This is a genomic window from Streptantibioticus rubrisoli (assembly GCF_024436055.1).
GTDB classification, from domain to species: domain Bacteria; phylum Actinomycetota; class Actinomycetes; order Streptomycetales; family Streptomycetaceae; genus Streptantibioticus_A; species Streptantibioticus_A rubrisoli.
This window is the reverse complement of sequence record NZ_JANFNH010000053.1, coordinates 34,025-48,297: the sequence shown is the minus strand read 5'-3', so window position 1 is coordinate 48,297 and position 14,273 is coordinate 34,025. Positions and strand designations below refer to the sequence as shown.

Annotated in this window: 14 protein-coding genes and 1 rRNA gene; 6 read left to right on the top strand and 9 right to left on the bottom strand. The window is 69.8% G+C overall.

Annotated features, from left to right (window positions below):
* The first annotated feature begins 8 nt into the window (after positions 1-8).
* A 5S ribosomal RNA gene (gene rrf / locus NON19_RS29315) occupies positions 9-125 on the top strand.
* A gap of 57 nt (positions 126-182) precedes the next feature.
* Here rrf and NON19_RS29310 read toward each other — a convergent pair.
* The 6 genes from NON19_RS29310 to NON19_RS29285 form a co-directional block, all read right to left on the bottom strand.
* A complete protein-coding gene (locus NON19_RS29310; RefSeq protein ID WP_255932168.1) occupies positions 183-1,706 on the bottom strand; it encodes a type IV secretory system conjugative DNA transfer family protein in 1,524 nt (507 codons plus the stop codon).
* A gap of 223 nt (positions 1,707-1,929) precedes the next feature.
* Positions 1,930-3,294: an ATP-binding protein gene (locus NON19_RS29305; RefSeq protein ID WP_255932171.1), complete on the bottom strand. Its 1,365-nt coding sequence runs from the start codon at positions 3,292-3,294 to the stop codon at positions 1,930-1,932.
* 65 nt (positions 3,295-3,359) lie between these two features.
* Positions 3,360-4,886, bottom strand: coding sequence for an SCO6880 family protein (locus NON19_RS29300; RefSeq protein ID WP_255932167.1), 1,527 nt, complete (start codon positions 4,884-4,886; stop codon positions 3,360-3,362).
* Positions 4,883-6,205 carry a hypothetical protein gene (locus NON19_RS29295; RefSeq protein WP_255932166.1) on the bottom strand — a complete coding sequence of 441 codons (1,323 nt, stop codon included), beginning with the start codon at positions 6,203-6,205 and terminating at the stop codon, positions 4,883-4,885. Before NON19_RS29295 ends, NON19_RS29300 begins: the two co-directional genes overlap by 4 nt.
* Complete coding sequence (locus NON19_RS29290; protein ID WP_255932165.1) at positions 6,195-7,019, bottom strand: DUF8175 domain-containg protein; 825 nt, start codon at positions 7,017-7,019, stop codon at positions 6,195-6,197. Before NON19_RS29290 ends, NON19_RS29295 begins: the two co-directional genes overlap by 11 nt.
* Before the next feature lie 82 nt (positions 7,020-7,101).
* The gene (locus tag NON19_RS29285; protein ID WP_255932164.1) at positions 7,102-7,410 is read right to left on the bottom strand and encodes a DUF8827 family protein; all 309 of its coding nucleotides are present in this window, start codon (positions 7,408-7,410) and stop codon (positions 7,102-7,104) included.
* Between the two features lie 291 nt (positions 7,411-7,701).
* On the opposite strand from NON19_RS29285, the gene NON19_RS29280 reads away from it, so the two are divergent.
* Together NON19_RS29280 and NON19_RS29275 are read left to right on the top strand one after the other, a co-directional pair.
* Positions 7,702-8,706: a C40 family peptidase gene (locus tag NON19_RS29280; RefSeq protein WP_308213756.1), complete on the top strand. Its 1,005-nt coding sequence runs from the start codon at positions 7,702-7,704 to the stop codon at positions 8,704-8,706.
* 203 nt (positions 8,707-8,909) lie between these two features.
* Positions 8,910-9,605, top strand: a complete 696-nt coding sequence (locus NON19_RS29275) for a phosphatase PAP2 family protein (RefSeq protein WP_255932162.1) — start codon at positions 8,910-8,912, stop codon at positions 9,603-9,605.
* A 143-nt stretch (positions 9,606-9,748) separates the two neighbouring features.
* On the opposite strand, the gene NON19_RS29270 is transcribed toward NON19_RS29275, so the two are convergent.
* Complete coding sequence (locus NON19_RS29270; protein ID WP_255932161.1) at positions 9,749-11,287, bottom strand: FAD-binding oxidoreductase; 1,539 nt, start codon at positions 11,285-11,287, stop codon at positions 9,749-9,751.
* A gap of 118 nt (positions 11,288-11,405) precedes the next feature.
* A complete protein-coding gene (locus NON19_RS29265; protein ID WP_255932160.1) occupies positions 11,406-11,582 on the bottom strand; it encodes a hypothetical protein in 177 nt (58 codons plus the stop codon).
* Positions 11,583-11,722: 140 nt separating this feature from the next.
* On the opposite strand from NON19_RS29265, the gene NON19_RS29260 reads away from it, so the two are divergent.
* Entirely contained in the window at positions 11,723-11,938 is a 216-nt protein-coding gene (locus NON19_RS29260) for a hypothetical protein (RefSeq protein ID WP_372514334.1), read from the top strand.
* 43 nt (positions 11,939-11,981) lie between these two features.
* Here the strand turns inward: NON19_RS29260 and NON19_RS29255 are convergent, their stop codons facing one another.
* On the bottom strand, positions 11,982-12,326 hold the full coding sequence (locus tag NON19_RS29255; RefSeq protein WP_255932159.1) for a metal-sensitive transcriptional regulator: 345 nt from the start codon (positions 12,324-12,326) through the stop codon (positions 11,982-11,984).
* A 202-nt stretch (positions 12,327-12,528) separates the two neighbouring features.
* Between NON19_RS29255 and NON19_RS29250 the strand changes: the two genes are divergently transcribed.
* Positions 12,529-13,149: a DUF47 domain-containing protein gene (locus NON19_RS29250; protein WP_255932158.1), complete on the top strand. Its 621-nt coding sequence runs from the start codon at positions 12,529-12,531 to the stop codon at positions 13,147-13,149.
* Between the two features lie 5 nt (positions 13,150-13,154).
* Complete coding sequence (locus NON19_RS29245; RefSeq protein ID WP_255932157.1) at positions 13,155-14,150, top strand: inorganic phosphate transporter; 996 nt, start codon at positions 13,155-13,157, stop codon at positions 14,148-14,150.
* The last annotated feature ends 123 nt before the right edge of the window (positions 14,151-14,273 follow it).

Below are 14,273 nucleotides of genomic sequence, written 5' to 3'. Positions count from 1 at the left end.
CATAGTGTTTCGGTGGTCATAGCGTAAGGGAAACGCCCGGTTACATTCCGAACCCGGAAGCTAAGCCTTTCAGCGCCGATGGTACTGCAGGGGGGACCCTGTGGGAGAGTAGGACACCGCCGAACAAATTTTTAGAAAGCCTCAGCTCCCGTGCACTGCACGGGAGCTGAGGCTTTTTGCGTTTAACCACCTTCCGTCATCCGGGAAGTGGCCGAGCGCCAGATCGACTCCGCCTCCTGGCGGGGCCAGCGGTGCCTGGCCTGTTCCTCGGAGCGGAGTACCGCGAGTACCGGGATCCCGGCCGTGGGGCCCTCCGACATCAGGGCGGGCAGTTCCGGGATCGGGGCGAGCGTCGCGATGTCGTCGAGGACGAAGGTCATTGGTGGGTCGAGCCGACCGGGGGATGACCCTGCGGCCATGCGCCGGCCGTGCTCGACCACGCTTGAGACGAGTGCGGTGAGCAGGGGCATCGCACCCGGGTGAGCGCGTGGATCCTCGCGCGGTTCGCCCACTACATACAGCGTTCCCCGCTCGTTCACAAACGATTCCAGATCGAGCCCATCGGCTCGTCCCGGGTTGCAAGCGTCCCTGATGTGAATGGAGTTGAGGCCGGACAGCGCGTGCTGGATGAGCCCCTGCGCGGTGTCCCGGCGCTCCGGATGGGCGTGCAGGGTGGCCTCCAGCTCACCGCTCCAGCCGCTGGCCGCGTCCCGTGCCGTGCGCAGGATGCGTACCGGGTCGGCCGCGCCGGAGCCGGATGCCCAGCGGTGCAGCTGGCGGAACGGCTGGCTGTCGATGGCGGCCGCGTGCAGCCAGCATCGCAGCAGGGTCACGGCGGCGTCGTTGGCGGTCACGTCATGGGTGCGTAGCGGCGCCAGCAGTGCACGGGCGCGGGAGGCGGCGACAGCCGGGTCCTGGCAGCCGTGGTGCGGGGCCCAACGCAACCGTCCGGGGGCGTCGACCAGGTGCTCGGGGTCGAAGAGGTGCACCGGGCCGAGCTTGGCGCGGACGCTGACGGTCTGCTGCCAGGTCTGGGCGTCGGCACAGGTGACGATCACCGGTCCCTCGGCGTCCAGGACGGTGGGGTAGATGATCCGCTTGCCCTTGTCGCTGCCGCGCGGGTTGGCGAACAGCACATGGCTGCCGGTGAGTTGCCCGTCCGGCAGCCGGTCCGGGGACGCGACCGTGGGCGCCGCTGGCTCCGCCCGTACCGTTACCGGTACTTCGGGCATGTGGCCCGTCAACTCCCCTTCCCGCGGGGCGGCTTCGATGACCGGCCCGGGGGCCGCGTCCGTGCGCTTCTGCCGGGGCAGCGGGGTGGGCCGGGCGGCGGGCCGGGCGTTCCTCGCCTGGTGGGCCGCCGCCCGTACGGCGCGGTAGCGGGTGATCGTGCCGATGGCGAAGCCGAGCAGTACCAGCAGGACCAGCACCTCGCCGATGAACACGCCCCAGAAGAGACCGGGGCGGGGCAGGTCGGCGGCCGGGACCTGCGGCCAGGCGGCGACCATGTCCTTGGGCTGGCTGATGAGTTCGCGCATCGCCACCGGGGTGCGGGTGAAGTGCAGGTCGTCCGGCCAGTGGCCGTGGGAGATCAGCCCGGCGAGTCCGGTGCCGGTCCACACCAGGACGGTCACGCCCAGCAGGAAGCCGATGATGGCCACCAGCAGGCCGTCCGGGATGCCGCCCTCGCGGCGCTGCTGCGTCATGCCCTCACCCGTTCGTGCCGTCACTCGTCACGCCCACCCGTCACCCGCCACCACCCTCAAACGAAGGCGCTGACGCGCCCCTGCTCACACCCGTCACCCGCCACCACCCTCAAACGAAGGCGCTGACGCGCCCCTGCTCACACCCGTCACCCGCCACCACCCTCAAACGAAGGCGCTGACGCGCCCCTGCTCACCGTGCCGCGGTCCGTACCAGGGTCGCCGGTCAGGCCACCGCGTCGTCGGCGAGTTGCTTCTCCAGGTCCACCTCGGCCTTGGTGCGTTCCGTGGACGCCTCGGTCATCGCCCGGTCGGTGTAGACCAGCGGGCGTTCGGCCTCGGTGATGAGGTGTTTGACGACCTGTACGTTGCCGTTGACGTCCCACACCGCGATGCCGGGTGTCAGCGTCGGGATGATCTCCACCGCCCAACGTGGCAGGCCGAGGACGCGTCCGGTGGCGCGGGCCTCGTCTGCCTTCTGGGCGTAGATGGTGCGGGTGGACGCCATCTTGAGGATCGCCGCGGCCTCCTTGGCCGCCGCTCCGTCCACCACGTCGGACAGGTGGTGGACCACGGCCACGAAGGACAGGCCGAGGCGTCGGCCGAACTTCAGCAAACGCTGGAAGAGTTGGGCGACGAACGGGCTGTTGATGATGTGCCAGGCCTCTTCCACCAGGAAGATGCGCTTGACCCGGTCCGGCCTGATCCAGGTGTGTTCCAGCCAGACGCCGACGATCGCCATCAGGATGGGCATGGCGATCGAGTTGCGGTCGATGTGTGACAGGTCGAAGACGATCAGCGGGGCGTCCAGGTCGATGCCCGCGGTCGTCGGGCCGTCGAACATGCCGCGCAGGTCACCGTCGACCAGCCGGTCGAGCACCAGCGCCACGTCCAGGCCCCAGGCCCGTACATCGTCTATGTCGACGTTCATCGACTCCGCCGACACCTCGGCCGGGTGGCGCAGCCGTTCCACGATGTCGGTGAGGATGGGCTGGCGGTCGGTGACCGACTCCACGGCGTGGGCGTGTGCGACCTTGAGCGCGAAACCGGAGCGTTCGTCCAGGCCGCGGCCCATCGCGACCTCGATGATGGTGCGCAGCAGTGCCAGCTGGCCGGTGGTGGTGATCGACGGGTCCAGCGGGTTGAGCTTGATGCCGCCGTCGAGCGCGGACATGGGATCCAGGCGGATGGGCGTTATCCCCAACTGCTCGGCGATGAGGTTCCATTCGCCGACGCCGTCCTCGCCCTGTGCGTCGAGTACGACCACCTGCCGGTCACGGAACCGCAGTTGGCGCAGTACGTACGTCTTCTCCAGCGCCGACTTGCCGTTGCCCGACTCTCCGAGCACCAGCCAGTGCGGGGCGGGGAGTTGTTGGCCGTAGAGCTGGAACGGGTCGTAGATGTATCCCTTGCCGGAGTACACCTCGCGGCCGATGATCACGCCGGAGTCGCCGAGGCCGGGTGCCGCTGTGGGCAGGTAGACGGCCTGGGCCTGACCGGTGGAGGTGCGCACCGGCAGCCGGGTGGTCTCCACCTTGCCGAAGAGGAAACTGGTGAAGGCGTCGGTGATGACGGAGATCGGGTCCAGCATGGCCATGGCGCGCTCTCCTTACCGACTGCCGGTGGGACGGCTGGTGCTGTGCATGGTGGCCATCCTCAGCGGCGGATTCCGGTCGCGAACGGCAGGGTGTTGACGAAGGCCCGGTGGTGCTCGCGGTCGCACCACTCCAGTTTGAGGTAGCTCTTTCCGGCGGAGGCGCGGATGGTGCGCTTGTCGCGGGCCAGTTCCTCCGGGGAGCGGGCGGAGACGGTGATGTAGCCGACCAGGTTCACTCCGGCGGCGCCCGCGGCGAGGTCCTCGCCGCGCTGGTCGACCCGGGTGTGGTGGGCGACGTCGCGCGGGTCGACGACCCGGTTCATCTTGGCGGCCCGGCTGGCTTCCGCGTCGTCGTTGGTCTTCTCGGTGAGCATCCGCTCGATCGCCACGTCGGTGGGCTCCAGGTCCATGGTGACCGCGACGGTGCGGATCACGTCCGGGGTGTGGACCAGCAGCGGGGCGAGGAAGTTGACGCCGACCGGGGTCAGCGGCCACTCCTTGACCCAGGCGGTGGCGTGGCACCACGGCGCCCTGGTGGCCGACTCGCGGGTCTTGGCCTGCAGATAGGTGGGCTGGGTGGCGTCGAGTTCGGCGGGCCAGGCGTTGCGGCGGGTCATCGCCTGGATGTGGTCGATGGGGTGGTCCGGGTCGTACATCGAGTGCAGCAGCGAGGCGAGCCTGGCCTGGCCGAGCGGCTGGCGGACCCGGATGTCGGCCTCGGTGAGGCGGGCGCAGATGTCGTTGAGCTCACGGGCCATGACGATGGCCAGGCCCTCGTCCCGGCTGTGTCCGGTGGCCTTGGCCATGGCGTTGGCCTCGGCGGCCAGGTCGCGGGAGTAGTGCATGCAGGCGACCAGATAGGCGCGGTGCTGCTCGGAGGAGGTGGAGACCATCGACTGGAGCTGGTCGTACGAACCGCGCAGCCACGCCGGGGCGTTGTCGTCGCCGCGCTGGGCGACGTCCTTGGCGTGCGCGTCGGGGTCGGCGGGCAGCGTACGGGCCAGCATCTGCAGCCGGGTGACGAAGCCGTCGCCGTTGGCCACGTGCTTGAGCAGCGTGCCGAACCGTTCGACCAGGGCTTCCTGGTCCTCGCTGTCGCGCAGGCCGACGCCGGGTCCCTCGATCTCGATGGCGGCGGTGACGGTGCGCCGGTCGAGGTGGAGCAGTACCGCGATCTCGTCGGGGCCGAAGGGCGCGGCCATCCAGTTGACCTGGCCGATGCCGGGCGGCGGGCCGATCTCCACTTCGCGGCCGTCCAGCCGGATGCCGGCTTCGGGGGCGCCCGAGCGGTAGACGGCGCCGCGGCGCAGGGTGCGGCGGTAGCTGCGGTTGATCTCGAACCAGCGGTAGAAGGTGCGGCCGCGGTACGGCATGAAGACCGCGGCGAAGGCCATGAGCGGGAAGCCGATCAGCCCGGCGATGCGCAGCGGCAGGATGGTGATCGCCAGTCCCCACACCATGCCGATGAACGCCCCGATGACCAGCAGCGCGATCTCGCCGGTCTCGCGGTTCTTGCCGACGATGGCGTTCGGGCGCGCCTTGCCGATGAGGTAGGTGCGGCGCTGCGCGATCGGCTGGGTCGTCACGACCGGTCCCCTCCGTTCTTAACGTCTGACGTGCGTGGTGCTGGAGGCGAGGGGGCGCGGCCGGGCGCCGGGGCCGGAGGGGTGGCCGGTGCGGAGCCGCCGCGGGTGCTGTGCGCGGCGATGCCGCCGGAGACGGCGCCGGCGGGTTGGGCGCCGCCGCTGGAGGCGGGCTGTTCTTGGGGGACGCCGCGGGTGCTGTGGGTCTTGATGCCCTGCTTGACCAGGGCGGCGGGCGAGGAGATGAGGGCGGCGGCCGGGTTTCCCGCGGCCTTGTGGTCGCCGCGCAGCTTCACCACGTCGTCGCCGAAGCCGGGCACGAAGCGGTAGATCATGGCGCTGGCGAAGATGGCCAGGAAGATGATGGCGAGGCCGGAGACCACGGCGGAGAACGAGGTCGGCCCGCCGGAGCCCGACAGCGCTCCGGCCAGGCCGAGGACGATCACTATGACCGGCTTCACCAGGATCACCGCGATCATCACTCCGGCCCAGCGCCGCACGTGGTGCCACATGTTCTTGTCGACCAGGCCCGCGTAGACGGCGGTGCCCAGGAGCGCGCCGACATAGAGGAGGGCGGCGCGGATGACGAGTTCCATCCACAGCACGCCGGCGGCGAGCACCGAGACGAGGGAGACGACGATCAGCATGATCGGGCCGCCGCCGATGCTGTTGCCCTTCTTGAGCGCGTCGGAGAACGCGCCGAAGAACACGTCACTGCGGGCACCGGTGCCCGAACCGATGACCTGTGTGACGGCGTCGACGGCGGAGACGACGGTGTAGAGGACGAGGGGGGTGAAGGCGGAGGCGAGCACGGTGAGCCAGAGGAAGCCGATGGCCTCGCTCAGCGCCTCGGTGAGCGGTACGCCGCGCACCGCGCGCTTGGCGACGGCGAGCAGCCACAGCACGAGCGTGAGGATCGTGGAGGCGGCGAAGACGACGGCGTACTGGCGCAGGAAGGTGGGGTTGGTGAAGTCCACCTGGGAGGTGGAGTTGATCTGGTGGCTGAGCTTCTCCACGATCCATGAGGCGGCGTCGGCGCAGCCCTTGGCGAGGGAGGAGAGGGGGTCGAGGGTGTCGGTGAGACCACCGGAGGGCTGGGTGGAGCCGCCGCCGGTGCCGGTGTTCTTTTCGCAGGCCTGCTTGACGAGACCGATGACGAGACCACACGGATCGGCGCTGCCGCTCGGTGACGGACTCGGCGACCCCGACGGCTTCGGTGTGGGCGCGGCCCATGCGCGCCCCGCGAGCAGTACGAGTCCGGCCTGGACGGACGCCAACGCTCCGACCCGCCCGGCGATGCGGTAACGCGGCCTACCTGGCATAGGTGAACCCTCCGTACTGCGAGACCGCCTTGGCGATGTCGGCCGCGGTGGCCGCGGTGTCGTCGCCGGGGACGGGTGCCGGGCCGTTCTTCTGCGAGTCGCTAGCCACCTTCCAGTCGGAGCCCGTCCACACCAGGTTGAAGGTCCAGGTCATCCAGTTGGTGTGCACCGGGTCGGTGGAGCTGTTTCCGGCCATGCCGATCAGGCCGGTGTACCAGACCGACACGGTGGCGGTGTCCGTGCCGTACTGCTCGACCTTGGTGCCAACGGGGATGGTGCGGGAGATGAAGCTCATCCCGGACGGCGGGTTGCCGTTGGCGTCGAGCCCCAGCTTGCCGAGGAAGTCTCTGGAGTACGCCTGATCCTGAGTCGGTTTCAGCTTCGCGGCGGCTTCCTCGGTGTACACCGAGTCGATGATGGTGTGCCGGGTGTTCGTCTTGAACATCCCGTCACCCCCCAGCGCTACCGCGTAGTTCGCCGCCGCTGACTGGGCGCCCTGTTCGGTCTTCGGGAAGCCGGTGGCGACGCCGCCGGTGTTGCCGCTCACCGGCCGCACCCCGGTGGGCGCCGTGGGAGCGGCCTGGCCGCCCTTGTCGCTGTCGCCCCCGCTGCCCGTACCGCCGCCCGACGACCCCCTCGTGGCGAACGCCAGCGCCGCGATGAGGAGGACGACCACGCCGACGACGGTCACCATGGGCCGCGAGGTGCGGCTCGGGCGGCGGCCCGCCGCCAGGGCGGCGGACTCGCCTTCCGGTAGCCGGGTGCGGGTGGCGGTGGCGTCGCCGGGGTCGTGGTGGCTCGGGTGAGTGGGCATCAGCACGCAGCCTAGATGGGGGAGTGGGGGCCGGGGACGGGCCCTTCGGGGGCGTACGTAGGCGTTGGGGGCGCGGGTCGGGCTAGACCGCCATCCCGTACACGATCGTGAACAGGGTGCCGAGCGAGCCGATGATGAACACGCCGGTCAGTCCGGCGATGATCAGACCCTTACCCTGCTCGGCGCTGAACGTATCGCGCAGTGCCGTGGCGCCGATGCGTTGTTTTGCCGCGCCCCAGATGGCGATCGCCAGGCAGAGCAGGATGGCCACCGCCATCACGACCTCGACCATCACCCGTGCCTCGTTCCCGAGGTTGCCGAAGGGACCCCAGTTTGGTGCGATCCCGCCGATGATGGTGTTGATGTCGCCTTTGCCGGCTGCCAGGAACATGGATAACTCACCGCCCCGCATGATCAGTTGGGATCCTTGCGGAGGCGCAAGGATCCAGACTCTATATTGGCCGACAATGCCGCCAGTGGATGTCGACTGAGCGACTTTCTCGGCGGATTCCCCGTGTGATTCGCGACTTGACGGTCACACTGGGGCCCAGGCCGGTGTCCGACGGGGCCCCGGGCCGACTGTGAAGCCTACGGTAGTCATTACTGTGTGTATCACGGTCAGTAGCTCAGAGCAACGAACCGGCATGCGGGGTGAGGGAGGGACGCCGTCTTGGGCGGGACAGTGCGCAAGACCTGGCTCATCGTCATCATCGCTGCCGGCGCGTGCCTTTCGTTCCTCGCGCTGCTGGTCATCGGTACGTACTCGGCCGCCGCGTCGCTGTTCGGCGGCGGCGCGGCGGTGGGTCTGGCGCCGGGCGCGGTGCCCGCCGCGTTCCAGCCGCTGGTCGAGCGGTACGGCACGATGTGCCCCGCCCTCAGCCCCCCTTTGCTGGCCGCCCAGTTGTACACCGAGAGCGGCTGGAACCCCAACGCGCGCAGCCCCGTCGGGGCCGAGGGGATCGCCCAGTTCATGCCCGGCACCTGGGCCACGCACGGGATCGACGCCAAGGGCGACGGCCACCCGGACGTGTGGGACCCGGCCGACGCGATCCCGGCGGCCGCCGCGTATGACTGCCAACTCGCCCAGGACGTCAAGAGCGTGCCCGGTGACAACACCGACAACATGCTGGCCGCCTACAACGCGGGCGCGTACGCGGTCATCCAGGCCCAGGGCATCCCGCCGTTCGCCGAGACGCGGGACTACGTGAAGTCGATCCGCACCCTGGCGCAGAGCTTCTCGGCGCCGGTCGGCCGGGTGCCGCCCACGCGGCAGGCGGCCGGTGCGATCGAGTTCGCGCAGTCGAAGCTGGGCACGCCGTACCTGTGGGGCGGTACGGGCACGGCGGCGGACAACGGGCGGTTCGACTGCTCGGGGTTGACGCAGGCCGCGTACCACTCGGTGGGCATCGAACTGCCGCGGGTGGCCAACGACCAGTGGAACGCCGGTCCGCACCCCGGGCGTGACGAACTCCTCCCGGGTGACCTGGTGTTCTTCGCGACGGACCTGAAGGATCCGCGCAGCATCCATCACGTGGGGATCTACGTCGGCGGCGGCTATATGATCGACGCTCCGCACACGGGAGCGAGCATCCGGTTCGACCCGATTGACGTACCCGACTACATCGGTGCGACCCGGGTGACGCAGGCCGGTGCGCAGGCCCTGCCGTCGCCGTCGGCGTCGCACTGACGGGGTGGTGGTGACCAGCGGTCAGGCCGTGGCCGCTGGTGGGACGTCGGGGTCTCCCTTGTATAACTTCCTGGTGATCTTCCGGTAAGGGCGGAACGCTTCCCGCCGTGTTGCTCGTTCAATGGAACGGCGAACGAACTGTGCCGACGACGGGGGTTGGTGCGCGACCGACGATCAGCTACTAGGCAAAGGGGTGGCTCACCATGAACGAGCTGGCGTTCGATGGCCAGAACCCCGACGTCGGTCTGCTCTACAACATCAACGACCTGGCCCGTTACGCACCCGCCTGGCTGGACCGCGCGGTCGAGCTGCTCGGCCAGTACGGACTGGTCGCGGCCGCGGCGCTGCTGCTGCTCGTCAGCTGGTGGCGCGTCGCCCGGCGGCAGGGGGACGACGCGCCGACTGCCGTGGCGGGCGTGGTGTGGGCCGGGCTCGCTGGACTGATCGCGGTGCTGCTGAACGTTCCGGTGCGCGGGCTGGTGCAGCGGCCCCGGCCGGCCGTCGACCACCAGAACCTCGACGTGCTGCTGCGCGGCGCGTCCGGTTTCTCGTTCGTCAGCGACCGCTCGGCGCTGACCATGGCGGTCGGTGTCGGGCTGTTCATGGTCAACCGCCGGGCCGGGCTGACCGGTATCGCCCTGGCGATGCTGGAGGGGTTCACCCGGGTGTTCGTGGGCGTGCACTATCCGACCGACGTGATCGGCGGCTTCGCCCTGGGCACGGCCACCGCGCTGCTGCTCGCCCCGCTGGCGATGCTGCTGCTCGGGCCCCTGATGTCGGCCCTCGCCAGGACCCGGGCGAGGGCCCTGGTCCGCTCCGCCAAGCCGGTGCGCAGGCAAGCGGTGCGCGGCGAGCCGTACCCCGAGCCCACGGCCTGCGACAAGGACCTCGCCGCCTGACCGAGGGGGCCGTGGGGGGCTTGCCCCCACAAATCCCGCCGCAACGGTGAGCAACCACCACGGCGCGGATCGGCGGTCACTAACCAACCGCAACCGCCCGCAATCAACCGCACCCCACACCAACCGCCGAAACCCGCCGGAGGCTAGATCGCCTGCGGAAAGTCGAAGAGCCGCTTCGGGTCGTATTTGCGCTTGACGGCGGCCAGTTGACCCGCGGCGGAGCCGTAGTACGCGGTGCGCCAGTCGTTCAACGTCGGGTCGATGTAGTTCTGGTAAGCCGCGCCGGAGGCGTACGGCCGCATCGCCCGGTGCGCGCCGTCCAGCCAACCGGTGCCGCTCAACGGGCCGGAGGCGATGTACTGCGCGAGGAACCGCGAGCGGCGGTGCACGAACGCGGTCGCCCCCGGCGCCACCCGGTTCACCGCACCGCCCAGCGCGGTGAGCGCGGCACTGCCCGCGCCGCCGCCGGAGACCGACCGCAGCCGCTCCAACTGCGCCACCAGCGCGGCCGCGCCCGCGGCGGACAGCGAGCGGTCGTAGAAGTCGGAGCGCGCGGTGTAGGTCTCCCGGTCCAGTCGGCCGCTGGGCGTGCGCCCCGGAGTGCGGCCGGGCAGATGGCACTGGCTGGGCGTGCGGTCGGTGCACCCGGCGTAGGCGTTCATCGCGTCGAGGTAGGTGTGGCGGCGCAGTGAGACGCTCCTGGCCGGGCCGCCGATCCGGTCGGCCAGCTTGTCCACCGCGTTCTGCAGGTCGGTGTACGAGCCCAGGGAGAACGCGGCGAGCGACAGGGTGGGTGAGCCACCGGCCGCGCAGTCCAGGTGCAGCGACGACCAGATCTCGTCCGGCTGGTCCGGGCCCCACTCCTGCCAGGCCCTGATCGCCGCGGTCGCCTTCGCCCAGGGCCAGGTCAGGTAGGCGGTGACGCACGCGGGTGCGGGGTGGGTGCGGAAGCGCAGTTCGGTGACGACGCCGAAGTTGCCGTTGCCCGCGCCGCGCAGGGCCCAGAACAGGTCGGCGTTGGTGCGGGCGTCCGCGGTGACGGTCTTGCCGTCGGCGGTGACCAGGGTGGCGCCGGTGAGGCTGTCGCAGGTCAGCCCGTACGCGCGGGCGGTGACCCCGTGGCCGCCGCCGAGGGTGAGGCCGGAGACGCCGACCGTCGGGCAGGAGCCGGCGGGTATGGTCGCGCCGCGCCCGCCCAGGGTGTTGTAGACGTCGATCAGCTTGGCGCCCGCGCCGATGGTCGCGGCGCCGCCGGAGACGGAGATGGCCGACAGCTTGGAGACGTCGATCACCAGTCGGCCGTTGCCGGAGGACCAACCGGCGTAGGAGTGGCCGCCGTTGCGTATGGAGACCGGTACGCCGGTGCGGCGTGCGAAGGCCAGGCACTCGGCTATGTCGGCGGTGTTGGCTATGTAGGCCAGGGCGGCCGGGCGCTGCCCGTCGAAGCGTGTGTTGTACAGCCTGCGGCCGGTGTCGTAGTCCGCGTCGCCGGGCCGTATCAACTTGCCGTGCAGGCCGCGGGCGAGCGCCGACCAGTCCGGGGCGGAAGCGCTTCTGGCGCTGGCGTTACGGGCGTCCACGGGGGCGGCGTGGGCCGCGCCGACGGTGGCGCAGGAGGGCAGTGCGGCGGCAGCCAGGCCGAGGCCGGCGCTACCGCGCAGCAGTGATCGCCGGTCGACCATCCGCAGCATCCTTTGGGTAGGGGCTTTACGGATGGGGACTGCCGTCGGCGGGTGAACGGTTCCGCCGTACTGCCGATCAGTGTCGGGGCGTGCCGGGCTTCAAGTGACCCAAGTGCCCCTAGGGGGTGCCGAGGTGGTGTTCCGCGTCACGCCGTGCGCTGTCCCGGGCCCGTCGGGCGGGGCCGGTCCAGCCGCAACTACAGCGGCCCATGGCGAACGCACCGCGTTCGACCGTCGTCGTTCGATGGGGGAGGGCAGGGGACTTGGTGTGCTGGTCCTCATGCTGGTTGAGCACGAAACAACGCTACCCGGTCGTGTCGAGGCGCGGAACCCGGCGTTCGAGAGCGAGGCGAAATGGTCCTTACGTGCCATGCGCCGCCCGCGCGCCGCTCCCTAGGCTGGACAACTGGAACCCCGGCGTTCTTGGACGAGGAGGTGGCGCACGTGGTGTCGTCGTGCGGGTCCCAGACGACGGATCATCAGGACCGCGTGGCCCTCGCCGAGATCGAGTTGTGCGGCGAGTTGATGATCGCGGCATCGGCGATTGGCGAGGAACGGCTGAGTACGGCCCGGATAGACGAGGTGCTTGAGGTGCGTCGGGCCGGTGGTGGTGCGGTGCGGGTGCCGTTGCGCGGCCAGCGGGTGCGCTGAGGCCCGGCCAGGGGGCTTTGGCGCGGTAAGTCTGTTATGCCCGTTAGGTCCTGAGGAGTCGGGCGATCGCGGCGGTCGCCTCGGCCACCTTGGCGTCCGCTTCCGGTCCGCCCTTGATCGCCGCGTCGGCCACGCAGTGCCGTAGGTGCTCCTCCAGCAGTTGCAGCGCGAACGACTGGAGCGCCTTGGTTCCGGCCGAGACCTGGGTGAGGATGTCGATGCAGTAGACGTCCTCCTCGACCATCCGCTGCAGGCCGCGGATCTGGCCCTCGATCCTGCGCAGCCGCTTGAGGTGCTGGTCCTTCTGCTTGGCGTACCCGTGCGGCCCGGGAGGGCTGGCCGGGGTCGCGGCGTCCGCCGGGGGCCGCGCAGCGTCGTCAACCGTCATGACTCCTCCGGTAATGGGTCCTCCGGTACTGGCTGGCCGGTATACCCCCTGCGGGTATATGATACCGAATCGGTCCCGGTTGGGACCCACCTGTATGGAGCACTCTGTCCTATGGGCGACACTGGATGACGCCGCTTAGCAGCGGTTGGATGATGCACCTAGCATCGACCAGACCGACCCCAGAGCACCCCGAGGACCCCCAGTGCGCCTTCGTCTGACCCCCAGGGAGACGAGCTTCTACGACATGTTCGCCGCATCAGCGGACAACATCGTCACAGGATCGAAGCTTCTGATGGAACTGCTCGGGGCGGACTCCTCCGCACGCGCCGAGATCGCGGACCGGATGCGCGCCGCGGAGCACGCGGGCGACGACGCGACGCACGCCATCTTCCACCAGCTGAACTCCTCCTTCATCACGCCGTTCGACCGTGAGGACATCTACAGCCTCGCCGGTTCGCTCGACGACATCATGGACTACATGGAAGAGGCGGTCGACCTGGTCGTCCTCTACCAGATCGAGGAGCTTCCCAAGGGTGTCGAGCAGCAGATCGAGGTGCTGGCGCGGGCCGCGGAGCTGACCGCGGAGGCGATGCCGAACCTGCGCACGATGCAGAACCTCACCGAGTACTGGATCGAGGTCAACCGGCTGGAGAACCAGGCGGATCAGATCCACCGCAAGCTGCTCGCACACCTGTTCAACGGCAAGTACGACGCCATGGACGTGCTCAAGCTCAAGCAGATCGTCGACGTGCTGGAAGAGGCCGCCGACGCGTTCGAGCACGTGGCGAACACGGTGGAGACCATCGCGGTCAAGGAGTCCTGACCCCGGTGGACACCTTCGCACTCGTCGTCGTCATCGGCGTCGCGCTCTTCTTCACGTACACCAACGGCTTCCACGACTCCGCGAACGCGATCGCGACCTCCATCTCCACCCGGGCGCTGACGCCGAAGGCGGCGCTGGCGATGGCCGCGGTGATGAACCTGGCGGGTGCCTTTCTGGGCAGCGGGGTGGCGCAGACGGTCAGCAAGGGGCTGATCGAGGCGCCGAGCGGCAGAGCGGGCATGGCGGTCCTGTTCGCCGCGCTGGCCGGGGCGATCGTCTGGAACCTCACGACCTGGTACTTCGGGCTGCCGTCGTCCTCCAGCCACGCGCTGTTCGGCGGACTGGTCGGCGCCGCGCTGGCCGGGACCAGCACCGTGCACTGGTCGGGCGTGATCGACAAGATCATCATCCCGATGGTGCTGTCGCCGGCGGTCGGCCTGGTCGTCGGCTACCTGGTGATGCTGCTGCTCATGTGGATGTTCCGGCGGGCCAATCCGCACCGGGCCAAGCGCGGCTTCCGGGTGGCGCAGACCGTCTCGGCGGCGGGCATGGCGCTGGGGCACGGCCTGCAGGACGCGCAGAAGACCATGGGCGTCGTGGTGATGGCGCTCACCATCTCCGGTGTGCAGTCCGGCAACGGCATCCCGATCTGGGTCAAGATCGTCACGGCGCTGATGCTGTCGCTGGGTACGTACGCGGGCGGCTGGCGGATCATGCGGACCCTCGGCCGCAAGATCATCGAACTGGATCCGCCGCAGGGGTTCGCGTCGGAGACGACGTCCGCCGTGATCCTGTACGTCACGTCGTACATCTTCAAGGCGCCGATCTCGACCACGCACGTCATCACCTCGTCGATCATGGGCGTGGGCGCGACGAAGCGGGTCAAGGCGGTCCGCTGGGGCGTCGCCAAGAACATCGTCCTGGGCTGGTTCATCACCATGCCGGCCGCCGCGGGCGTCGCCGCCCTGATGTACGGGCTGGTGGACCTGGTCTTCGGCTGAGCCGTTCGGCCGGGGCCCCGCCTGAAAAGGGGTCCGGGGGAGCCCCGAAGGGACGAGCCCCGAGGGGACAACCGGCACACGGAAACAGGGCCCGCCCCCTTGAAAGGGGGCGGGCCCTGTGCC

Bases quoted from the DNA above. Each gene is read 5' to 3' on its own strand.
- NON19_RS29310 (WP_255932168.1), bottom strand. From the start codon at position 1,706: ATGACGCAGCAGCGCCGCGAGGGCGGCATCCCGGACGGCCTGCTGGTG.
- NON19_RS29305 (WP_255932171.1), bottom strand. From the start codon at position 3,294: ATGCTGGACCCGATCTCCGTCATCACCGACGCCTTCACCAGTTTCCTC.
- NON19_RS29295 (WP_255932166.1), bottom strand. From the start codon at position 6,205: ATGCCAGGTAGGCCGCGTTACCGCATCGCCGGGCGGGTCGGAGCGTTG.
- NON19_RS29290 (WP_255932165.1), bottom strand. From the start codon at position 7,019: ATGCCCACTCACCCGAGCCACCACGACCCCGGCGACGCCACCGCCACC.
- NON19_RS29285 (WP_255932164.1), bottom strand. From the start codon at position 7,410: ATGTTCCTGGCAGCCGGCAAAGGCGACATCAACACCATCATCGGCGGG.
- NON19_RS29275 (WP_255932162.1), top strand. From the start codon at position 8,910: ATGAACGAGCTGGCGTTCGATGGCCAGAACCCCGACGTCGGTCTGCTC.
- NON19_RS29270 (WP_255932161.1), bottom strand. From the start codon at position 11,287: ATGGTCGACCGGCGATCACTGCTGCGCGGTAGCGCCGGCCTCGGCCTG.
- NON19_RS29255 (WP_255932159.1), bottom strand. From the start codon at position 12,326: ATGACGGTTGACGACGCTGCGCGGCCCCCGGCGGACGCCGCGACCCCG.